This is a genomic window from Thalassotalea euphylliae (assembly GCF_003390335.1).
In the GTDB taxonomy this organism is placed as follows: domain Bacteria; phylum Pseudomonadota; class Gammaproteobacteria; order Enterobacterales; family Alteromonadaceae; genus Thalassotalea_F; species Thalassotalea_F euphylliae_B.
Map to the genome: position 1 here is coordinate 2,170,810 of NZ_QUOU01000001.1, position 23,106 is coordinate 2,193,915.

Sequence of the window (23,106 nt, forward strand, 5' to 3'; positions counted from 1 at the left end):
CTAAACCATAGCGATAGCCGTTTGAACCAGTCCGGGCTATTTTGCTGACTAACTTGTCTCAAATTAATTTGTTTACTCAGTTAGCGGTATTTCGATATTAATTTGCACGCCATTAGGGTCAAAACAGTTTTGTGCACTGATTTGTCCTTGATGGTATTCGCAAATTAACCTAGCGATAAATAGCCCAAGCCCCAAATGTGGTTGTGAATTTGACGATGGCTGTGATGTTGCTGGCGTCTGTTGATTGTTTTTTATTAAAGAATTGCTTTCTTCCCTTAACGATACCATAGAATTAAACAAACGATTTTCCATCGTATCTGGCAATAACTCGCCATTGTTTTTCACGGTTAAAATTAGATTTTTCTTCACCGTGATCAGCATGATCCCTACTTGGCTATCAGAGCTAAACTCGACTGCATTGGTCACAATTTTCTCCAACATTTGCGCCAAGTGTTCAGGTGAACCCAACACATTGGCTTTTTGATTCGGTGCCTGAAAGTTAAACCTCGTTTCAGGGTGAATTTGCTTAAAACCGCTAATACAGCTGGCAATAACCTCATAGGCATTAAAGGTTTGCTTTTCGGTGCGTTGCAGCAGTTGTTCAACGCGAGTAGCTTCCGTCATGCTGGTAATAATGTGATTTAATCTATGTACGCCAGATTCTGCGCGCTCAATATAGGCTTTAGCGTTTTCAGGAATAGGGTACATAGACAAGTTTTCTATAGAGGTACGCACGACGGCAATTGGTGTGCGAAGCTCGTGTGACAAACGCGAAGATAAGTTCTCTAAGTATTGGTTGTATTGAGTTAACCGCGATACCGCAGTAGAAAAACTGCGCGACAAATCACCAATTTCGTCATTACCTTTTAGCGCCGGTAGGTCTTCTTTCACTCGCCCGTGTTCGTCTATTGCTACTTCTGCGTGATTGCGTAGCTGACGAATACGATTAGAAATACGTGACGCAAAAAAGAAAAAGCTGATGGTGCCAACGAGTAAAATCGCTAAAATCGAGGTAAATAGTTGCTCTAACGCTTTATTTCTTAGGGTTTTAATACCATTTGTGGTTTCTTCAACTATCACCGCCCCTTGTACCTGTTCATCAATATAAATGGGGTAGGCAGCCGACAGTATCACCGCTTGTTTATCAGTACTTAACCGCCATTGGCTATGCACTTCGCCCGATAATGCTTGCTCGATATGCTCGCCAGCTAAATGACTTTCATCGTAAAGCTGATCGTAAAAATCTTGCGTTGGTTTAGTGAGTACCTGGTAGTAAAGCGGATGTAAAACATGGGTTTGCAGCCAATGCCACCATGTTGGCCAAATGCCTTCGCTGGCATCTGTTGACGTGGTTGAACGCCAAACACCGCTAGCACTATTAATATCTCCAGCGCTCGCCAGTACCCGCTGGTGTTTATCTATCACCCAAATGCTTGATTGGGTATAGCTCATGCCTTTCACAATGCGCTCTATTTCTGGCGAGGGGACGAGAATTGTTCCTAGTTGCTCAGGATCAGACGTATTAGCCGAGCCCACTAAACTCGTTGCCTTAGTGCTTGGCGTATCGACATCGGCAAAACTAAAGCCTATTTTGTTACCGACATAGTCAAGCGGTAGGCGCAGTTCAACGTTATAGCCTGTGTTATTTGACTGCCAAACCCCTTGAATATAGTTAATCGGCTGTGGGCGGCCTGTTTGATTATCCAGCTGGAAAGATTCTATCCAGCCTTGATTTTTATTACTGACAATATATTGCTGATGCTCGCCATCAGGGGCTGTAAGGCTAAGTGTTAAATGGTCATTGAGATAAATTGACCGCGCATTGTTGCCTCGAAAAACGAGCTTATCGTCAACAACATTAAAAAATAGGTACAAGTACTTGTCGTATTTGCCGACGGCGGCATTAAAGCGAAGGCTAACGGCTTGATTGGGTTCTTGCCAGATAATGTTTGAGTCTTGGTAAAAATGTGCTTTACCTTCAAAATCAGGCCAGTCGTTGTAGCGACCATCTAATTGAATGGGTTGGCGGATCTGAAAGCCATATAAATCCTTACCTTTTTCAACGCTCGCTAAGAAAGACGCTTGATTGTCGAACAGATTAGGGCGATCGTGTAGTGTTGTTGCCAGCGCTCTAGCAGTACCGACAATGGTTTGTTCTTGTCCATAGCGCAGGTATTTTTCCATCTCCCAAACATACTGATAGCCAAACCATGGAATGGTGAAGAGAAAACTAGAGAGGATCACCAGTTTGGTTCTTAGCCCAATGCGGATAAAGCCTTTATTGGCAGAAATAGTGTCTGCGCGGCTAGGCAATGTCATCAAAGCTATGCCTCGTTGTTTAGTGAGGATGCGTTTTGCTCTGCATCATTCCAGCGATAACCCATACCATAGACGGTCTCAATGCAGTTAAAGTCAGCTTCAATTTTACTGAATTTTTTGCGAATACGTTTGATGTGAGAAGTGATGGTGCTGTCATCAACAAAAATTTGTGAATCTTGCATCAGCTGCTGGCGGTTTTTCACATGCCCCGGTGATTTCGCTAGTGCAAACACCATCCAGAACTCGGTAACCGTGAGCTCTACGTAATGATTATGCCATTTAATGGTCATTTTCTGGCTGTCGATCACTAATGGCCCGCGTTCAATTAAGTTCTCTTGCTCGACTGGTTTGTTCTGCGCATCTTGACGACGAAACAGCGCGGCAATGCGGGCGGTTAAATGTGGCAGGCTAATATCTTTGGTTAAGTAGTCGTCTGCACCAATGCGCAGACCAGAGACAGTATCCACATCATTATCGCGCGCAGTTAAAAAGATAATCGGTAAAGTAGAAGACTTGGCTCTTAGCCATTGGCAAAGCTCAAAGCCTGCGTCGTATTCGTCGTGTAGCCCAATATCTAGGATCACTAAGTTAGGTAGACGAACAGTAAAAGCCGCTTCTGCGCTTTGTCGATTCGCAAAGCTTTGCACTTGATACCCTTGATGGCGCAATACGTCGGCATAGTTTTCACGAATGGCGTCGTCGTCTTCTACTATCGCTATGCGTTTACTCATATCTTTTACCCATGTCGCTTACTTTACTTTATTGCTTATTGATGGCTTTGAGCCACTTTCTTAATGGCGTTCACTATATCCTAATTTATTGTCAGCTGGGCACTTTTGGCAAAATTGCCAGATTGTTGCCACATTTGCTCGCCAACTTGCCATTTTTGTCGCCCGATTTGGTCGCTTTTGCTGTGTTTAATAATCATCAAGTTCCCAAACAACTTATCTAAACAGAACATAACACCCAAAGGTAAAAGGATAACGAGATGAAAAAACTTCTATTAACGTCAGCAATTTTAACGAGTTTAGTATTAACACCTATGGCACAAGCTAATTCTCATTCCCAGTCATTATCAGAGTCACAAGTTAAAGGCTTAACTGACGACACTTTTTCTGATGAGAGCAAAGAAGAACTAGGCTTCGGTGCCGGCGCGATTTTAGGGGGTATTTTTGGTGGTCCAGCTGGTGCCATGATCACAGGTCTTGCCGGGACCTTTTTAATGAAATCCCTCAATGGTGAAGAAGATATTGTTGAGCTAACTAAAGCAAATGCAGCGCAAGCGAAAAACTACGAAATGCAGTTAGCTAGCCTTAAAAGCCAGATGCAAAACGCAGAGTTTCAGCACCAACAAGAGCTGTTAGCGTTCGAGCAGTCGCAAGTAAAAGCCAGTGCCTTGCAAGCCAGTAATTTAATGATGAGTTTACAGTTCAATACTGGCTCAAGCGATATCCCAAGTTACTACGCCAAGCAAGTGAATGCGCTGGCCAGTATTCTTAACAATAACGAAGACCTAACCATTGATTTGTCTGGTTACACTGACTTACTCGGCAGTAGCAAACGCAACCAAGCGTTATCGCTCGCTCGTGCAGAAAGTGTGAAAACCGCTTTAGTTAACCAAGGTGTTGGCGGGCATCGAATCAATACGATTGGCTATGGTGAGAATCACCCTGTAGTCGCCAACGCACAACAAGAATCTAGCTTTTATGATCGCCGTGTGATGATCAGCGTTCAACAAAGTGATAAGCAAATGGCAAAAAACTAAGCGCTATAAAATAGGCTTTAAAAGCTAAGCACTAGATTAACATTCGGCAGATTAACGGAGGAGATATCACTAAAAAGTAATGACTTAACGGATATCGCTAATCTCATTTAACTTAAAATTTCAATTAAGCCCCAATAAAACCAAGGCATGTAACATTTCCATGTGACATCGTGCCTTGGTTTTTTATTGGCTTAACCTGAAATTACTCAGAATGCTTTTGTGGCATTTGTCGCTGTTAACAATCTTTGAAAAATTCATTTATAGTTAATTAATTGATGGAATTTCATTTGTAAACCACCATGACTAAGCCCTACAGCACGGACTCAATTGTTGACTTACATTTTCGGCAGCATGGTATTGTTGATCTTGAAATTCCAGCAGAGCGAATAGTTGTTTATCATGCACGTGGCCCCTTTAATAAAGAACTGGCTCAAGCCTTGGCTCAGGTAGAGCGACAAGTTTGCCCGACCTTTAAATCTAAGTGGGGCTACTGGGCTGATCTTTGTATATTTTCTCAGTCTTGTTTAGTGCTAGAAGAAGCCATTGAATCTTATCAAGACGACTTAAAGTCCTTCAAAGATGAAGGCATCTCTCCAATTGCGTCTGCTTTTATTTACCCCCCAGATGTCGAAGGCCGTGGAGTCGCGGAAAATATTTACCAGCGACTCTACCAGTTTGCTGACATCAGTTACGCTGGCTTTTCAGACTTCAATGAAGGTTTGGCTTGGGTTAAGGATGAACTAGCAAACTGGCCGAAAACGCAGCGCTAGCCCTTAAATTTCAATAAGTTAGTACACTCAAAAATAGACTTTAGTTTATGATAACCTTATCTATTTTTGTGATTAATAGGTTATTTGGCGTTTAAATGGTGGCAGAGCATCAAGCAATTCACCACCGTAGCGCTTTGTCACGACTCGGCGATCAAGCAGGGTAATTACGCCGCTATCTTGCTCATTACGAAGCAGGCGACCACAGGCTTGAATTAGCTTATTAGAAGCATCAGGCACAGTTATCGACATAAATGGGTTGCCCCCTTTGGCAGTCACATATTCCGCATGGGCTTCTTCAACAGGTGAAGTCGGTACAGAAAATGGTAATTTTGTGATCACTAGGTTAGTCAGATAATTGCCGGGTAAGTCTAATCCTTCAGAAAAACTTTGGGTGCCAAATAAAATACTGGCTTTATTGTTGTCACATTTCTTTTTATGATTTTCAATAATATAGCTGCGCGCTTGCTCTCCTTGCATTTGCAGTGAAATTTTATGTTTTTCACGCATTACTTTCGCCACTTGCTCCATTTGCCAATAAGAAGAAAATAGTACCAGTGTTGCCTCATCTTTTTTGATTAATGCCGGTAGTAATTTACAAAGCTCGTCTGTGAACGAAGGGTGACTTGGTTCATAGCGTACATTAGGCACAGACAGCACAGCGTTTTCACGATAGTTAAATGGTGAATCGACTTTTTGATATTGCGTACCATCATTATTCGACAGTCCCACTTGGCGGCGAAAATGATCAAACGAGTTGAGCGCAACGATAGTGGCAGAGCACAGCACCGCACCAGCACATTTTGACCAAAGCTTATCTTCCAGCGTGTAACCCACTTCAATGGGGGAGGCCGATAATAAGTAGTCTTGTTTTTTACCCGTTAATTTTTCTAACCAGCGAGCAAGCGGGGCAGCTTTTTCGCTGTCAGTTTTCGCGTACATCACCCAAAGCGCGTTAAAGTTTTCTAAGCGTTGCAGTAAAAAACCAAATTCCGATAACAAAGGCTCGGCTAAATATGCTTTTACGTCACCATCTTTCACCGCTTCCACCAACAAGTAATAAAGTTTATTACCGTGGGCTAAACATTTTCGGCTGTATTCGCTTAAATCTTCCGCGCTGGTTTTTATTAACTGTGGAATAATACCGTGCTCAAACCGATAACTGGGTGTGCTATTGCCATGATTATTATTTTGCTCGGCATTAGCAAAATAGGTGGCTTGGTTCGCTTCAATAAATTGCAGAATTTTTTGCATATCGGCAATCAGTGATTGGCAATCATCGGCGAGTTTGAGTGACGGGTTAATTGACGATTGCGATTTAATTAACTTGGCAACTTTATCACCCGTATCCGCGACTTTTTGCAGCCATTCTAACGAGCCTTTTATGGTAATTGCGGCACTTGAATGGTCACGCGTAACCTTGGGGAGATGGTGCGCTTCATCAATCACATAGTAGGTTTCATCGGGCTCTGGCAGGATTTTACCGCCGCCCATTTCTAAATCTGATAATAGCAGTGAATGGTTAATCACCAGCACATCGGCTTTATCCATGGTGTCGCGTGCTTTGTGAAACGGGCAGTGGGTATGCTCGGCTAAGTGGCGCAAACAGCTGTGTTTATCCGATTGAATGGCTAGCCAAACATGATTTGGGATAGGATCTGCCCAGCTGTCTCTATCACCTTGCCAACGGTTTTCATTCAATGCGCTGTTGAGTTCTTTAATGAGCTTGATATCAAAGCGATTTGGCTGCTCAGCAAAAGTAAATCCGGGTTGTGGGTTTTCGCTGGCATTTGCGGCGGCCGCCAGTTTATGGCGGCAAACATAGCGCTGGCGACCTTTCGCTAAGGTAAAGTCAAAGTCTATACCGCCGTGATCTTTCAAAAAGGGCAAGTCTTTATTGACCAGCTGCTCTTGCAGGGCAACAGTCGCGGTAGATATTACTACTTTTTTCTTTTTCGACAGCGCTAACGGAATGGTACTCAAGCTATAAGCTAGTGATTTACCTGTGCCTGTTCCGGCTTCAACGGCAATGATTTTTCGGGTTTTGTCGTACTCTCCGGCCAATGTTTTGGCAATTTCAGCAATTAAAAAGGTTTGCTGTTTGCGCGGGTTAAAGTTGGGGAGGCTTTCACCTATGGCTTTATAGGAAGTGCGAATGGCTTGTTTAATATTATCGCTAAGCGCGCTGGTTGACTTCTTGGTGGCGGTCGACATTGGTTCCCATTCACAGGTATTTGTTTTAGACTGCTGTATATATTAACAGTTTGTGGTGGCATGTGGCGAGACTTAATGGCCAACTTATCTGACAATTTTATGGCGAGTAATCCTATTGCTAACGACTCTCATGGAAAAGCCGCTCAGGATATGAGCGCTTGTGATGAAAGCGCCCGTGTTCCCCGTGTTGATAATGAAAATGTGAAGAGCAATGTATATGGCTTTGTGTTAACTAGAAAAACCTATGATACCCGCCGCGGCATGGTGATTTCACTGTGGTTAATAACACAGCAAGGGCCAGTTAACCTAAAAGTTACTGATGAATACGCACTGCTGTTTATTCATCAAACAGAGCAAGAAAAGGCGATTCAACTGCTTGCTAAATATCAACTGCAACCGGCTAAGGTTACATCGCTACCTCTCAAAACCTTCGCACAACAACCCGTATCAGGGCTTTATTTCGGTAAGTTAAGGGAGTTTTATCAGGCGAGAGAGCTGCTGAAACAGCACTACATAAAGTGTTTTGAAGACGATATTCGCCCAGAAGATCGCTACTTAATGGAGCGCTTTGTTACCGATAATTGTTATTTTACTGGCCAAGCGAGTAACTATACGCCAAACCAAACCCATCAGTATCCAACCTTCTATCAAGCCAAATGTAAAAAATCAGCGGGCGATATCAAGCTTTCTATGGTGTCAATTGATCTGGAGTGTAGCCCTAAAGGGGAGTTGTATTCGATTGGGCTTTATAGCGATACCTGCCAAAAAGTCATGATGATAGGCAAGCCTGAGCCGCTTGATGAAAGCTACGATTATATTGAATGGCTTGCTAACGAGGCAGCGCTACTGCAACGTTTTATAGCTTGGGTGAACGAGTACGATCCCGATGTATTTATCGGGTGGAATGTGGTGAATTTCGATTTTAGTTTGTTTCAAAAGCGCTATGATTTGCACGGTATTCCCTTTGCGATTGGCCGTGATAATAGTGCTCCCAATTGGCGCAAGCAGCGTAATAGCGAACAAAATTTTATGGATATCGAAGGGCGAGTTGTTATTGATGGGATTGATCTACTGAAAAGTGCCACCTATAACTTTGCTTCGTTCTCGCTCGACAATGTTGCCCATGAGTTATTAGGTAAGCGTAAACAAGTCAAAGATGTGGAAAATCGCCTGTACGAGATTGTTGATAACTTTCACCATAACAAAAAGGCATTGGCTGCCTACAACCTAGAGGATTGCCGTTTAGTCTGGCAGATATTTGAACATACCGATTTGCTCGCTTTTGCCAAGCTTAGAGCCAAGTTAACCGGGTTATCGCTTGATCGAATTGGTGGCTCGGTGGCTGCTTTTACTAACCTTTATTTACCTAAACTACATCGTGCTGGCTATATTGCGCCGAATCTCGGGGATGGAAAATCGGATCTAATTTCGCCTGGTGGCTATGTAATGAACTCCATTCCGGGGCTTTATCGCAATGTGCTCGTGCTTGACTTTAAAAGCCTGTACCCAAGTATTATCCGCACCTTTTATATTGATCCTATGGGGTTAATAGAAGGGCTAAAGGCTCAGGGGCTTAAAGATAAGAGCGTAAAGATTGAAGGCTTAATTGAAGGCGTAAATGCAGAAGATGGTGATGTAGAAGCGCAAAAGCAAACCGTTCCCGGTTTTGATGATGCCTATTTTTCACGAGATCATCACTTTCTTCCGGCTATTATTGACGAGCTTTGGGCTGAGCGCGACAAAGCCAAACGCGATAAAAACGCGGCGTTATCGCAAGCGATTAAAATTATTATGAACTCGTTTTATGGTGTGCTGGGCTCTACTGGCTGTCGATTCTTCGACCCTAGGCTGTCAGGCTCTATTACCAAGCGGGGTCACCAAATTTTAAAAACGACCAAACAGTGGATTGAAGATATTGGTTATCAAGTGATTTACGGCGATACCGATTCAATATTTATCGCTATTGGTGAGTCACACAAGGTTAAAGAATCGAGGCGTATCGGCAAAGAGCTTGAGCAGCTAATTAATCAAAAATGGGACGAGCATATTGCCAGTGAATACCAGATTGAAAGTAAGCTAGAAATTGAATTTGAAACCCATTTTTCCCGATTTTTTATGCCGACTATTCGCGGCCTAGCCGATGTCGGTACAAAAAAGCGCTACGCTGGTCTTGTAATCAATAAAGCTGAAAAATCGGGCAAAGATAATGGCAAGCCAAACGAGCGTATGGTGTTTAAAGGGCTAGAAACCGTCCGTACTGATTGGACGCCACTGGCAAAAAATTTTCAACAAGTCTTGTACCATAAAATATTTCACGACCAGCCCGTTAGCGACTTTGTGCTTGATACTGTGAATCAAACTAGAGCAGGGCAGCTTGATGAAAAATTGATATATCGTAAGCGTATCCGCCGCAAGCTTGATGACTATGTCAAAAATGTGCCACCCCATATTAAAGCGGCAAGAGCAGCTGATGCGATTAACCTTGCTAATGGCCAAAAAGCCAAATACCAAAAGCGCGGTTATATCGAATATGTGCTGACTACCCAAGGCCCACAAGCGATAGAGCAACAAAGCGCGCCACTGGACTACGATTTGTATATTGAACGCCAGTTAAAGGCCGTTGCCGATGCGATTTTACCTTTTGTGAATTTATCGTTTGAGCAGATCACGGATAATCAATTGGATTTGTTTTCATCGTAAGTTTTGGGGTATTTGTCCCTTATTTTAGTTTTCTTGATACTGTAAATATAAACAGTTAAGTTATAGGTAACCTAAATAGTAAAACGGAATGACGATGAAGTTTGTGATGATTTATGGGGCATCTGGCGTTGGTAAAGAAAGTGTTGCAAGAGAATTAGCAGCAAGAAATGGATGGAAGTTATTTCCACAGCATTTAGCATTTGATGTTGCCTGCGCGGTCATTGGCTTTGGTAACGCAGGTTTTGAAAAATACCAGCGAAAAATATGCTTAGATGCATTTCGAACAATGTTTGAAACACAAAAAGATAAAGGCATTGTATTCACTTTTTGCTATGTAAACCCCGCAAGTAATTTCTTTATTGAAGGCCTTCTTGATTTATTGCAGGAATTTAGCGTTTGTTCGGATTTTGTATATCTATCCTGCGATTATGACGAGCATTTAAGGCGAGTACTAAGTGACGAAAGAAAAAATACGAATAAACTTCAATCAAAACAGTATTTGGACAAGTACTTAAAGAAATTCGATTTCTCAGCAACTATACCAAATGTAGAGTCTATTCGATTAGCCACCAGCAATTTAACAATTGAACAGTCTGCAACCGAAATTGAGTCTTATTTAAAAAATAAGTGATTTGTGCAAATAGCGTTGTTAGGTTGTATCTGTTTACTGTTTACTGTTTACTGTTTACATTTAAATAAATATCTTAGGGAATCAAATCTAGCTACCATTTCTTCTTGAGCTTTCCTACTAAGCTAGGTATAAATTCTTTAGACGGCTAGATAGCCAATGAATTTATTTCAATTATCCAAATTCTAAAAGAAGTAGCGCATGTCTAATCCTAAAAGCCCAGAGCAAAGCAGCGAATCTAATAACGCACCTAAACAAGATACTAAAATCGTCAATGCTGGTCGCAGTGATAAATGGACGAATGGGGTCGTTAATCCAGCGGTACAGCGCGCTTCAACCGTTGTGTTTGATAGCGTTAAACAAATGAAACATGCAACTGCCAACAAAGCGAACCAAGTATTGTTTTATGGTCGACGTGGTACTAGTACATCGTTTGCGTTTAGCGATGCCATGACAGAGCTAGAAGGCGGTGTTGGCTGTGCCTTATACCCAAGTGGTACTGCGGCCATTACCAATGCGATTTTGGCTTTTGTGAAAACAGGCGATCATATTTTAATGGTGGATACGGCTTACGAGCCAACTCGCAGTTTTTGCGACAATATTCTCGCTAAAATGGGCGTTGAAACCACTTACTACGATCCTGTGATTGGTGCTGATATTGAAAGTTTAATACGTGAAAATACTAGTCTTGTGTTCCTAGAAGCGCCAGGGTCGTTGACTATGGAAGTGCAAGATATTCCAGCTATTTCTGAAGTTGCTCATCGCCATGGCTGCTCTGTACTGCTAGATAACACTTGGGCATCTCCTATTAATTTAAAGCCGTTTGAATTGGGCGTAGATGTGTCGATTCAAGCAGCGACAAAATACGTGGTAGGGCACTCAGATGTGATGCTAGGTACGGCAACGGCTAATGAGGCCCATTGGCCTCAACTTCGAGAAAGTAGCTACACTATGGGGCAGTGCACTTCACCGGATGACCTTTATTTAGCGCTGCGTGGTATTCGCACCTTGGGTGTGCGTATGAAGCAACATGAACAAAGCGCACTTAAAATCGCCCGCTGGCTAAGTGAACGTGAAGAAGTGGAAACTATCTTTCACCCAGCTTTTCCGTCATGCCCGGGGCACGAACAATTTAAACGAGACTTTTTAGGCAGTAATGGCCTGTTTTCTTTTGTGGTTAAACCTGAATTTGCCAAGGATGTCACCGCTTTTTTGGACGGTATGCACCATTTTAAAATGGGCTATTCATGGGGCGGCTTTGAAAGCTTGATTCTAGCGGTACAAAATGTTGGTGCAATGCGTACAGCCACCGATTGGCAATATCAAGGGCCGTTAGTTCGTTTACATGTTGGTTTGGAAGATGTTGACGATCTGATAGAGGATCTTGCAAAAGGCTTTGAGCGCTTGGCAGGCAAAGCTTAAACAACATTAAAAACTACTATTAGGCTGGGTAAGAAACTCAATTTCTTCCAGTGTAGATGCTCGGCCCAGTATTTTATTTCGATGTGGATAGCGACCAAAGCGGTCGATAATTGCTTTGTGTTGCTGCTCAAATTTTAAATTATTTTCGTTGCCTAAAGCGGTGTATAGCTTTAATGCTTCTTGGTGGATAAGCTGAGATTCACTGTGCATAAATGGCATATATAAAAAGCTTCGTTGTTTAGCCGTAAGTTCATTATCGAAGCGTTTTTCTACGGCATATTGTGCAAGCGCTAAAGCCAAATTATCACAGGCAAACGCTTGTGGGGTATCGCGATAGATATTGCGAGAAAACTGATCGAGTACAATCACTTCTGCTAGAGCGCCTTCGGCGTTATCTCGCCAAGCAAATAATTCGCCGGCACTCGCTTGTTTGTGCAACCCTGCAAAACGCTTTGCAATTGTGGCATCAAGTTCTTCGTCTTTTTGCCACCACTGTTTTGGGGCTAGTTCTTGAAACCAAAAATTGATGACTTTTTCAAACATATTATTGCCCTTGTCTGATTATCCTCTGGGGTAATTTTTTATTACTATGTCACTTAATCCGACTTTATCAAGTAACGTAAGATATCTAGAGTCGCTTCTCACAGACGCTAAGCGTGGATCATTACGTATAAAAACGAGGCAATTTGAACGATACTCAACAGCTTCTTGTAGTAGCTCAAATGCTTTGTCGAGTTGTTCAAGTTGTATGTAAACAATGGCCGACTCATAGGGGCAAACATAGGCTTTACTTTGATTTGCTTCGGTTAACAAGGACAAAGCACGTTGCTCGTCACCCATGGCAGCAAAAGACTGTGCCAAGAAAACCAGTGACAATGGCGAACGATTGCTTAGTTTCACGCCTTTTTGCGCAAGTATGATGCTTTGTTGGTAATTTCCGTTGATATACAAAGCAACTGCTTGGCTAAGTTTTGGTGAGGGCTTATTAGGGTGTAGTTTCATTTTTTCTTCGCCCCAATTAATGGCTTCCTCGAGTTCGCCAAGCATCATTAGCGACCATGCTCCCCATTCAGCCAGTTCTTCATTTAATGGGTCAAGAGCATCTGCTTTTGCCAGCGACTGTTTTGTTAGCTTTACTTCACCAAGTGCCGAAAAATATAAAGCAAAGCCAAGTTCGGTTAGCATTATGTCTTGACGACGAAGTTTAGCTTCCGTTAGTACTTTCCATGCCTCTGCCCAAAGCCAAGTATGCACATAAGCAAGACCAAGTGAAGAGCGGGCAATGGCTGAATCAGGGCTAATTTTCAAAAGCTCTACGGTAGATGTAACGACATGAGGCAAAACATCTTTGGGTTTTTCGTACAGTGTCATGATCGCTCGATAAGCATTAGACTTGGCGAGATATGCGGCTTCAAAAGCTGCGTCTAAGGCAATTGCTTGAGAAAAATATTCTATCGATTTAATCATCGCTTTATGAGTCATCTTTGAAAACAGGTATTGGCCTTCAACATAAAGTTTATAAGCGTCGGTACTCGTGGTGGGAAGTTCAGCTAACTGAGCTTTTTCAGATTCATTCATCAACACCTTAAGCGAAGAGGATACCGCCGTTGCAACTGCTTCTTGTAGCTGAAAACTGTTGAGTTTAACCAACGTTAATTGATAGCTGCCATCCCAGATAACATTGCCTCGGTTTAAATGCTCAAGCTCTGTATTGATTTGAATCGTACCTGATTTATCAACAGCTACTATTCCGTCTAGCACGTAGTCAATATTGGGAAGCCGTTGACTAATAAAATCGCGAGTCTTATTAGCCTTGAAGGCAAAAGATGACGGTGGCGGCACAACCTTTAAACCGGAAATTTTTCTAAGCGATTGAATTATTTCTCGCGTAATTTGATCAGCAAATGGGGATAAATGATTGGGGATGTCACCCGAAACTGAAAAAGGCACAACAAGAATATAGGGCCTGCTATCGCGATCGGTATAAAAGTTAGCGCCCCAATTTATCAAAAATACGAGACCTAACAGAACTAGGAAAGTTAGCAGTCTTTTCTTATTGCTTAGTGAAAATAGTAGTGTGTACAGAAAGCTCATTTGGGCACTTGGCTTAGATTCTTGCTTCTCTACTTTGATTTCATTGACAGGGCAAATAAATTGATAACCACGTGAGCGAACAGTTTTGATCACAGATTGACGTTCTGCGTCATCATTAACTAGCTTTCGAATATTTTTAATATGGTTGCTCAAGCTGGTGTCTGAAACGATTCGACCATGCCAAACCTTCTCAAACAGTTCATCTCTAGATATCAAACGATCACGATTTCTTAGTAAGTACAACAGCAAATCAAAAACTTTTGGCTCAATAGGTTGTTGTTGACCACGTACTTTGATAACGAAATGCGTGGCGTCAACTTCAATGTCATTGAACCTATATTTCATTAGATTTCCCTGTATTCCAGTCATATTAGCTAATCGTTAGCAAAATATTACCGAGATCTTATGTTTGCTAAGCGATTTCATCGCAAACTCCTTTTATGAAAATAAACGCAAATAGATGCAATAAACGCAATAAAGGAGAGCGACAATGCCAACACCACTAGAAGTGTTAATTGACCCTGTAACTATAGGTCAACTCATTATTTATGCGGTGCTTATTACGGTAGAAGTGTTGTGGCCTGCTCGTCAGCTAGCTAGGGTTCCGGGCTGGCACATCAAAACTGCAGGATTTTTCATACTTTACTTGTATCTCGCAACTTATCTGCCCTTGTTGTGGGATCCCTATTTAGCTTATTATCAGATTGTTAGTTTAGAGTCCGTGCATCCGATTATCTCAATTCTTCTTGCACTGCTTGTTTTTGAGCTTTTAATTTACCTTTGGCACAGAGGTATGCATAAGTCGCGAGTACTTTGGCGTGTCTTTCATCAGATGCATCACAGTGCAGAGCGTGTAGATACGTTTGGCGCGTTTTATTTTAGCCCATTAGACATGATAGGTTTCACTTTAGTGGGCAGTTTTGCGTTAACGGTTGGCGTAGGGCTATCACCTGAAGCAATCACTTGGTTTTTGTTTATCACAATGTTTTTAGTTGTTTTTCAACATACCAATATTAAAACGCCTCAGTGGCTAGGTTATTTTATTCAGCGGCCAGAGAGTCATTCTGTTCATCATCGTCGTGGCGTTCATGCTTACAACTATTCAGACTTACCAATAATTGACATTATCTTTGGTACTTTCAACAACCCAAGAAATTTCATTGAAGAAGTTGGCTTTTACAAAGGCGCTTCAAAAAGAGTAGGGGATATGCTTATGTTTCGAGATATTGTGAGCGATAAGCTAGATTCAGAAAGCGTCAAAACCACCCTTCTATAACGCGAAGGGTGATTAGTGAGACTATGGGAGAGGAGTTATTCTATTCCTTTGGTGATAATTACTTTTTGCCTTGTGCGATAGCTACTTACCACCTTTAGTGATAACTATTTGCCGCCTTTGGCGATTATCTGGCGAGCAATCTCATCGGCAATCATACCGGTTGGCTTTTCGCTGGTTTCTGCTTTGGTGAATACATCCAGCAAAGTATCGTAGATCTCTTCCACTTTCTTCGTGGCTTTGTCTGGGCAGTAATCAGCTTCAAACGAGATATTAATAATGCCGCCAGCGTTAATGACATAATCTGGTGCATATAAAATGCCGCGATCTACCAGAGCTTGATCGTGTTTTGGTGCCGCTAACTGGTTGTTCGCGCAGCCGCCGATGATTTTTGCCTTAATACGATCAATGGTGGTGTCGTTAATGGTTGCGCCGAGCGCACATGGCGCGTAAATATCACAATCGACATCGTAAATATCGTTTAAGCCAACCACTTGCGCGTTAAATTCAGCTTGCGCTTTATCCATTGCGCTTTGATTAATGTCGGTAACAATCAGTTTGGCGCCTGCTTTGTGTAAATGCTCGCACAGGTAATAACCTACGCTACCTAAGCCCTGTACGGCAACGGTTAGGCCTGTTAAATCATCGCGTTTGAATTTGTGTTTTACCGCGGCTTTTAAGCCTAAAAATGTACCTAATGCGGTAAATGGCGCTGGGTTGCCACTTTTGCCTTCGACGCCGGCAACAAATTCTGTTTCCGTATTAGCAATAGCGATATCACTTGTGGTGATATTAACGTCTTCAGCACTGATGTATCGGCCAGCTAAGCCATTAAGTGCTCGGCCAAAGGCTTTAAACAAGGCTTCTGATTTAATGTTGCTGGCATCACCGATAATCACGGACTTACCACCGCCCATGGCAAGGCCAGCCATGGCGTTTTTATAAGTCATGCCTTTTGATAAACGCAACACATCAACGAGTGCTTCTTCGTCAGTGGCATAATCCCACATGCGACAGCCACCTACGGCGGCTCCAAGGGCTGTGCTGTGAACGGCGATAATTGCTTTTAAACCGCTTTTCTCGTCACTGCAAAATACGACTTGTTCGTGATCGTCAAAGTCTACTAAATCGAAAAAGGCCACTTTATTTCTCCATGAAATCAAGGCGTAAGCTTGTTGCTTAACACACTTGTAATAACGAAAGTGTCGCGAACATTATCACTTACGTAAACGTCATGCTATATGTTGTGAATAATTAATGGCGAAATAGGTGTTAAAAATTGAATACAAAAATTTACCGCTCAGAAAATATGTGCTTTACGCGAGAATTGGTATGAAATTTTAGGCAATATTTAGCGGCTTTGTAAGCCATGAATTCGTTATTCCGTCAGTGACTGAGGTAGCACTTTTTAACGGCCGCATCCATAGTCGCGCAGGCCATTTGCTGCTTAGGTAAGCCAGCTTCCATAAATACTGCGCCAACGGGGCAAAAGTCGTGTTTTATAAAGTATTCGACAGCATCTAACGGGCTGTGAATAAACACTTCTTTCAGGTCGAGATCTTTGGCCACTTTGAGTAAACCAGCCAGTACCAGTTTATCGAGTTGTTGTTTACGGTGCTCTTTGATGACCGCGATGCGACCAATTTCACCAGTGAGGAGAATTCTGCCAGTGGCAACGGGTTCTTGACTAAGATCGTCGCACACTAACATATGAATGGCTTGCCTGTCTTTGCGATCAAATTCGACATGCTTAGGTATGCGGTGTTCACAAATAAACACGCGCTCTCGAACAGTTTTCAGCAAGGGAGCGGCATGCTCCCAAGGAACTCGACATACACTGTATTGCATTCGATTAATCGATATACCAGTACCCCATATTTAACACTTTAGTTAACATTTGGGTGTTATTCAAACAGTTGGTGAAACTTTTCAGCTGTGTTGTGGTCAAAGCGACATTTTTTGCTAATAACTGACCCAAATCACGTGTTTGCTCGATTAATGAAATCCGATCACCGTTAATATACAAATCACCATTTTGCTCATTGATCAGCGCTTTTACACCTAATACAGGGCGAACAAAGATCTCTGGGTCTGCAAGGTAATCTTTTACGGCTTCTTCAGTAAATGGCTCCATTGGGATCAGCACTTCCAGTGCGTGATGACTGCGTGTCGTAAAGGTGGCAATCATATCGCTAAATAAATCGAGATCACCTGTTTGCGCTAACATAAATTGCCGCAATTTCTTAACATCTTCCGTGGCAAGTAACTCTGGCTGATTGGTGACTGTACGCTCTGGATCATTAAACCTATGCTCGGCTAATTGCTTATCAATGACTGCATCCGCTAGGGCTGAAATCATATCTTGGCCATTCGGCGCTTGAAAGCCTACGGAGTAGTTCAATGAATTATCAATGGAAACACCGTCATGTGGGTGATTCGGTGGAATATATAAAATATCGCCAGGCTCAGTTATAGCGTCAATTACTGGCTTAAACGGTGATACTTGCTTTAAGTCTTCATGAGGCAATAACTGTGCTAATGAATCATCCGGCAAACCCACTTGCCAGCGTCTTTTACCTTCACCTTGCGTGATAAACACATCGTATTGATCTAAATGCGGGCCAACACCGCCACCTGGCGTTGAAAAACTTACCATCACATCATCGATACGCCAGCTTGGCAGAAACTTAAATGGTTCGAGCATCTGAGCAGTAGTTTCTGACCAGTTGTTTACCGCTTGGACAAGCAGTGTCCAGTTTTCTTCACCGAACTCACTGAAACCTTCAAATGGCCCGTGCTTAACTTGCCAGTTAGTCTGTGCGCCATTCTCTGAACCATCGTTGGCGATAATACGTGATTCAAGCTCTTGCTCCATCGCAAGGCCGGCTAGTTCATCGGCTGAAATTGGATCTTGGAAGGCTTGAAAACCACCTTTAATAAGTAGTGGTTTTTTTTGCCAATATTCGGCAAGAAATAATTCAGGGGTTAAGTCGCCCCAATTAATGGTGTACATATTCTTTGTCTCTGGTTTCTAGTCTGTTGCCCCATATCCGTTATCTAGTGGGACAAATAAAAAAGAAGACCTAAGCCTTCTTTTTGTATCTTTTAATTTCTGTTAGCAATTTCTGACCATAGCCTATTGGCTAACAGTCATCAGCTATAATTCGTCAATAAAGGCAACAGCGCGGCCAATATAAGTTGCTGGTGTTAGCTCAGCAAGCTCTGCTTTAGCTGCTTCTGGCATATCTAAGTTTGCAACGAATTCGCGCATTACTTGAGCATTTACACGCTTACCACGAGTTAGTTCTTTTAGTTTCTCGTATGGCTTTTCAATACCGTAACGACGCATTACCGTTTGAATTGGCTCAGCTAAAAGCTCCCAGTTTTGATCAAGCTCATCCGCTAATGATTTTTCATTTACTTCTAACTTGCTGATGCCTTTTAGTGTTGCTGCGTATGCAATTAGTGCGTGGCCAAAACCAACACCTAAGTTACGAAGTACAGTAGAGTCAGTTAAGTCACGTTGCCAGCGAGAAACTGGAAGTTTCTGAGCAAGGTGAGCAAATAAGGCATTAGCAATACCTAAGTTACCTTCCGAGTTTTCAAAGTCGATTGGGTTAACTTTGTGCGGCATAGTTGAAGAGCCAATTTCACCTGCAACGGTTTTTTGCTTGAAGTGACCCAGTGCAATGTAGGCCCAAATATCGCGATCGAAGTCGATCAAAATCGTGTTAAAACGTGCTACTGCATCAAATAATTCTGCAATGTAATCGTGCGGCTCAATTTGGGTCGTAAAAGCATTCCAAGTAACGCCTAATGACGTGACAAACTCATTTGAGAAGTTGTGCCAATCAAGGTTAGGGTAGGCAGAAAGGTGAGCATTGTAGTTACCGACAGCACCGTTGATTTTACCTAATAACTCAACTTGAGCAATTTGTTCACGTTGGCGTTTTAAACGAATGTAAACATTCGCCATTTCTTTACCCATGGTGGTAGGTGACGCAGGTTGACCGTGCGTGCGCGCCATCATAGGAATCGTTTTGTATTCTACTGCTAATGCTTTAACCGCCGCTAAGATTTCATCTACAACAGGTAATAATACTTGCTCACGACACTCTTTAAGCATTAACGCGTGTGAAAGGTTGTTGATGTCTTCTGAAGTACAGGCAAAGTGAATGAACTCAGTTACCGCGTTTAGCTCAGCATTATCAGCAATTTTTTCTTTTAAGAAGTATTCAACTGCTTTTACATCGTGGTTGGTGGTTGCTTCAATGGTTTTAACGCGTAGCGCATCTTGTTCGCTGAAATTAGCAACGATGGTGTCAAGTACTGCATTTGCTTCGTCGGAAAATGCAGGAACTTCCGTGATGTCAGCAGTGGCTGCTAACTTTTGTAACCAACGTACTTCGACGGTAACGCGGTATTTGATTAGGCCAAATTCACTGAATATAGGGCGTAAGGCTTTGGTTTTGCTGCCGTAACGACCATCAACCGGTGAAATTGCTGTTAATGCTGAAAGTTCCATAGTTTTTTCCTACAACAAATGTTTTGGTTTGTTATTAATTAAGTGTGAACGTTAAAAACTTTTCTTGGCGAAATTTATTCTAGTAAATGAACATACGTGCCTAGTAAATTTCGCCTAATAATTGCTCTGCTTGTGCCAGTATTTTCGTGCGTGAAAACAAAATATTGCGGCGTTTGCCGCCAACTTGTCGCCATAAAACGGCGCTACGAATACCAGCTAATAATAGTGCTCTGATTTTATGCTGATTGCTTTCTTGCTTTAATATAGCAGGTTCACCTGCTACCTGAATGCGCGCACCGAGCGGGCTAATAATATCGCTATAAATGCTGGCAAAGCTGTTTAGTAAGGTATTGCTGTCTACGTCGTAGTGGCCACTTTGACGCTTGGCTTGGTCAATGCGTTCGCCCAACACGCCAAGTTGCTTGCGATTTTTAGTTAAACGGCGCTCTAGATTTAACAAGCTAACGATATAGCGGGTTAATTCTGGGTCTTTTTGCTTCGTTTGATCGCCAAGGTGGCTGACTAATACCTGTAACCCCGGTTTGATGTTGGCCAAGTTACCGCCATATACCGCTAGTGTATTTTCAGGCGAGGTATTGGTAATACCGCTTAGCATCATGCCGAGTTGTTGCTCGTCAATTTCCCCTTGACGAGCAAGCTTTTGTACCATGCTGGCTATCTGGCAGATAGCCGCAAAAGTGATAGTTTGATCTCTCATACCGCTTATCGAATTAGTGTATTAATTATGCCGCCACCTAAGCACACTTCGTCTTGGTAAAACACCACTGATTGGCCCGGTGTTACTGAGCTTTGTTGCTCATCGAATAAAATTTCATATTCATCATTTTCAAGTGGCGTTACTGTGCAGATTACATCTTGCTGGCGGTAACGGGTTTTGACTGTGCATTTAAATGGCGCTGTGATCGCGTTGCGATCTACCCAATGTAATTGATTCGCAATTAAGCCTTTTGAAAATAGGCGAGGGTGGTTATGACCTTGACCCACAATCAGTACGTTGCGTTTTAAATCTTTGTCGACCACATACCAAGGCTCATCACCGGCATTGGCCATACCGCCAATGCGTAAGCCTTTGCGTTGACCTAGCGTGTGGTACATTAAACCATCGTGATCGCCAATCACTTCACCTTCGGCAGATTCAATTTTACCCGGCTGAGCTGGTAAGAATTTTTGCAAGAAATCTTTAAACTTGCGCTCGCCAATAAAACAAATACCCGTGCTGTCTTTTTTGTTGTGAGTAATTAAATCAGCCTCTTCGGCGATAGCGCGTACTTCTGGCTTTTCGATATGACCCACAGGGAATAGCGTTTGGCCTACCTGCTTATGGCTTAATGTGTAAAGGAAGTAGCTTTGATCTTTGTTGTTGTCTAAACCGCGGATCATATGCCATTTGCCTTCACCGCTCGCGTCTTCGCGATATTCGCGCTGCACGTAGTGACCTGTGGCGATGTAATCAGCGCCTAAGTCTTCACAAGCAAACTCTAAAAAGGCTTTAAACTTAATTTCTTTGTTACACATGATGTCTGGGTTAGGTGTACGACCTGCTTTGTATTCAGCAAGGAAGTATTCAAATACGTTGTCCCAGTACTCAGTGGCGAAATTGATGGTGTGTAACTTGATGCCAAGCTTGTCACACACGGCTTGTGCATCTTTTAGATCTTCTTCTGCGGCGCAGTATTCGTCGTTGTCGTCTTCTTCCCAGTTCTTCATAAATAAGCCTTCAACCTGATAGCCTTGCTGCTGAAGCAAGTAGGCTGATACAGATGAATCGACTCCGCCAGACATACCAACAATAACGCGCGTGTCTTGTGGCGCCTTTGTATTTGGTGCGATGGCTAATGATGAAGTTGCAATAGATGACATTAATTAATTGACCACGATAGAAAAAAGGCGCCGAATTATAGCATAGGGATTTTTTATAGCATAGAGGCCACAAGTCGCCTCCATTCAGTTTTATAGGTTAGTTTTTAGCATAGATAGCGATATCTTATGCCCAGCTAAATAGTCTTCAATACATTCAAGTACCATAAGACTACGAAGCTGATTTTTTATCGCTTTAATTTCTTCTAGGGTAAACCAGTGGCAAGCGATGATATCGCTATCCTGTGGCTGGCAGACAGGCCACTTACTGTCTTCTTTATCCGAATCGATTTGGGCTAAATTGCTTAACTCGTAGACAAAGCAAAAGCGTAAAAAATAAAGATTTAACTCAGAGCGATGAAAGTAGTAAATGCCAGAAGCATAAGCAGGCTCGCCAACTAGCCCCGTTTCTTCCAATAATTCACGATTTGCACCAGCGATAAGGCTTTCGTTTGCTTCCAAATGGCCAGCAGGCTGATTGAAAACCGTAGCGCCGTTTTCTTCTTCCTCGACTAAGAGAAATTTACCTTGGTAATGCACAATAGCGGCAATTGTTGTATTGGGTTTGAATTGGGTAGCACCGTGATCTTGCATTAAGTTCTCGCTTTGTTATTGTTTTTATTGATGTTCTTAGGTTTTTTCGCTAGATGAAGCTTAGTGTTGTTTGGCTTTTTGACCTTGGCGCTACTGCGGCAACGACTATCATCACGTTTGCTGGCAGGCGGATGCTCTGCATCTTGACGTTTAAATTTATCGATATGGCTCTGTGATTGTGCTGATTTGACCAAGACAAATTCACCATTGGCGATATTGTCTAATGTCCATTCACCGATAGCGTAACGAATCAACCGCAATGTAGGATGACCAATATGAGCGGTCATACGTCGAACTTGGCGATTTCGACCTTCGGTGATAACAATTTCCAGCCAAGTGGTCGGGATATTCTTGCGCTCGCGAATTGGTGGGTTACGCGGCCAGACGTTTGGCGCTGAAATAATTTTTACTTTCGCAGGCTTAGTTGGACCATCGTTTAGCACCACGCCTTGGCGAAGTGCTTTTAGCTTATCGTCACTTGGCACACCTTCCACTTGTACCCAGTAGGTTTTCGGCGCTTTAAATTTCGGGCTCGCAATTTTATGTTGTAGCTTGCCATCATTAGTCAGTAACAATAAGCCTTCACTGTCTTTATCAAGCCGGCCAGCTGCGTATACCTCTGGAATAGGGATAAAGTCTTTCAGCGTTTGGCGGTGCTGATCATCGGTAAATTGGCAAAGCACATCAAAGGGCTTGTTAAATAACACAACTTTTCGATTTTGTTCATTAATTTCTGGTTTTTTATTCGTTGGTCTATTCTTGTTCGAAAACTGACCTTTAGCCCTTGTTCTGGCGTGTGTGTTGAGGCGTGTCAACGTTTCTTGCCTTATAAAATTAATACTTGGTTCGGTGCTTGCTATTTTAAAGTAGTTTGTTTTTAAGTAATATGCGCCATCGAAAAAATTTTTGTTGCTGAGTTTGTCACGA

The 23,106-nt window shown here is 42.6% G+C and carries 18 protein-coding genes and 1 pseudogene; 6 read left to right on the forward strand and 13 right to left on the reverse strand.

The genetic code is table 11. The features are described 5' to 3' along the window. Window positions 1–72: 72 nt before the first annotated feature. Together pdsS and pdsR are read right to left on the reverse strand one after the other, a co-directional pair. Window positions 73–2,319 carry a proteobacterial dedicated sortase system histidine kinase gene (pdsS, locus tag DXX93_RS09580; protein ID WP_116007905.1) on the reverse strand — a complete coding sequence of 749 codons (2,247 nt, stop codon included), beginning with the start codon at window positions 2,317–2,319 and terminating at the stop codon, window positions 73–75. A gap of 5 nt (window positions 2,320–2,324) precedes the next feature. Continuing rightward, window positions 2,325–3,050 (reverse strand): proteobacterial dedicated sortase system response regulator, encoded by a 726-nt coding sequence (gene pdsR / locus DXX93_RS09585; RefSeq protein WP_116007906.1) that lies wholly within the window; start codon window positions 3,048–3,050, stop codon window positions 2,325–2,327. A gap of 257 nt (window positions 3,051–3,307) precedes the next feature. On the opposite strand from pdsR, the gene pdsO reads away from it, so the two are divergent. Next, complete coding sequence (gene pdsO, locus DXX93_RS09590) at window positions 3,308–4,084, forward strand: sortase-associated OmpA-like protein PdsO (protein ID WP_116007907.1); 777 nt, start codon at window positions 3,308–3,310, stop codon at window positions 4,082–4,084. 299 nt (window positions 4,085–4,383) lie between these two features. Beyond that, window positions 4,384–4,854, forward strand: a complete 471-nt coding sequence (locus DXX93_RS09595; RefSeq protein WP_116007908.1) for a hypothetical protein — start codon at window positions 4,384–4,386, stop codon at window positions 4,852–4,854. Between the two features lie 72 nt (window positions 4,855–4,926). Here the strand turns inward: DXX93_RS09595 and dinG are convergent, their stop codons facing one another. Then, window positions 4,927–7,065 carry an ATP-dependent DNA helicase DinG gene (dinG, locus tag DXX93_RS09600; RefSeq protein ID WP_116007909.1) on the reverse strand — a complete coding sequence of 713 codons (2,139 nt, stop codon included), beginning with the start codon at window positions 7,063–7,065 and terminating at the stop codon, window positions 4,927–4,929. Window positions 7,066–7,140: 75 nt separating this feature from the next. Here dinG and DXX93_RS09605 point away from each other — a divergent pair, with 75 nt between their 5' ends. The 3 genes from DXX93_RS09605 (at window position 7,141) to DXX93_RS09615 (ending at window position 11,815) form a co-directional block, all read left to right on the forward strand. After that, window positions 7,141–9,765, forward strand: coding sequence for a DNA polymerase II (locus DXX93_RS09605; protein ID WP_258872639.1), 2,625 nt, complete (start codon window positions 7,141–7,143; stop codon window positions 9,763–9,765). 94 nt (window positions 9,766–9,859) lie between these two features. Beyond that, window positions 9,860–10,396, forward strand: coding sequence for an AAA family ATPase (locus DXX93_RS09610; protein ID WP_116007910.1), 537 nt, complete (start codon window positions 9,860–9,862; stop codon window positions 10,394–10,396). 198 nt (window positions 10,397–10,594) lie between these two features. Next, entirely contained in the window at window positions 10,595–11,815 is a 1,221-nt protein-coding gene (locus DXX93_RS09615; RefSeq protein WP_116007911.1) for a cystathionine beta-lyase, read from the forward strand. Window positions 11,816–11,821: 6 nt separating this feature from the next. Here the strand turns inward: DXX93_RS09615 and DXX93_RS09620 are convergent, their stop codons facing one another. Both DXX93_RS09620 and DXX93_RS09625 read right to left on the reverse strand, forming a co-directional pair. Further along, window positions 11,822–12,358 carry a DUF924 family protein gene (locus tag DXX93_RS09620; RefSeq protein ID WP_116007912.1) on the reverse strand — a complete coding sequence of 179 codons (537 nt, stop codon included), beginning with the start codon at window positions 12,356–12,358 and terminating at the stop codon, window positions 11,822–11,824. An 18-nt stretch (window positions 12,359–12,376) separates the two neighbouring features. Further along, complete coding sequence (locus DXX93_RS09625; protein ID WP_181902186.1) at window positions 12,377–14,254, reverse strand: winged helix-turn-helix domain-containing protein; 1,878 nt, start codon at window positions 14,252–14,254, stop codon at window positions 12,377–12,379. Window positions 14,255–14,399: 145 nt separating this feature from the next. Here DXX93_RS09625 and DXX93_RS09630 point away from each other — a divergent pair, with 145 nt between their 5' ends. Further along, window positions 14,400–15,185 (forward strand): sterol desaturase family protein, encoded by a 786-nt coding sequence (locus tag DXX93_RS09630; RefSeq protein WP_116007914.1) that lies wholly within the window; start codon window positions 14,400–14,402, stop codon window positions 15,183–15,185. 104 nt (window positions 15,186–15,289) lie between these two features. Here DXX93_RS09630 and DXX93_RS09635 read toward each other — a convergent pair whose 3' ends face one another. From DXX93_RS09635 to DXX93_RS09670, 8 genes and pseudogenes are all read right to left on the reverse strand, one after another. Then, the gene (locus DXX93_RS09635; RefSeq protein WP_116007915.1) at window positions 15,290–16,324 is read right to left on the reverse strand and encodes a Leu/Phe/Val dehydrogenase; all 1,035 of its coding nucleotides are present in this window, start codon (window positions 16,322–16,324) and stop codon (window positions 15,290–15,292) included. Window positions 16,325–16,568: 244 nt separating this feature from the next. After that, complete coding sequence (locus DXX93_RS09640) at window positions 16,569–17,030, reverse strand: GNAT family N-acetyltransferase (RefSeq protein WP_116007916.1); 462 nt, start codon at window positions 17,028–17,030, stop codon at window positions 16,569–16,571. A 4-nt stretch (window positions 17,031–17,034) separates the two neighbouring features. Next, window positions 17,035–18,195: a cupin domain-containing protein gene (locus DXX93_RS09645; RefSeq protein ID WP_116007917.1), complete on the reverse strand. Its 1,161-nt coding sequence runs from the start codon at window positions 18,193–18,195 to the stop codon at window positions 17,035–17,037. 144 nt (window positions 18,196–18,339) lie between these two features. Then, window positions 18,340–19,707: an adenylosuccinate lyase gene (gene purB, locus DXX93_RS09650; protein WP_116007918.1), complete on the reverse strand. Its 1,368-nt coding sequence runs from the start codon at window positions 19,705–19,707 to the stop codon at window positions 18,340–18,342. Between the two features lie 100 nt (window positions 19,708–19,807). Continuing rightward, complete coding sequence (hflD, locus tag DXX93_RS09655) at window positions 19,808–20,425, reverse strand: high frequency lysogenization protein HflD (RefSeq protein ID WP_116000164.1); 618 nt, start codon at window positions 20,423–20,425, stop codon at window positions 19,808–19,810. Window positions 20,426–20,430: 5 nt separating this feature from the next. Then, entirely contained in the window at window positions 20,431–21,588 is a 1,158-nt protein-coding gene (gene mnmA / locus DXX93_RS09660; RefSeq protein WP_116007919.1) for a tRNA 2-thiouridine(34) synthase MnmA, read from the reverse strand. A gap of 90 nt (window positions 21,589–21,678) precedes the next feature. Beyond that, complete coding sequence (locus DXX93_RS09665; protein WP_116007920.1) at window positions 21,679–22,179, reverse strand: NUDIX hydrolase; 501 nt, start codon at window positions 22,177–22,179, stop codon at window positions 21,679–21,681. A 188-nt stretch (window positions 22,180–22,367) separates the two neighbouring features. Then, window positions 22,368–23,009, reverse strand: a pseudogene (locus DXX93_RS09670) (rRNA large subunit pseudouridine synthase E); the annotation flags it as partial. Window positions 23,010–23,106: the final 97 nt, after the last annotated feature.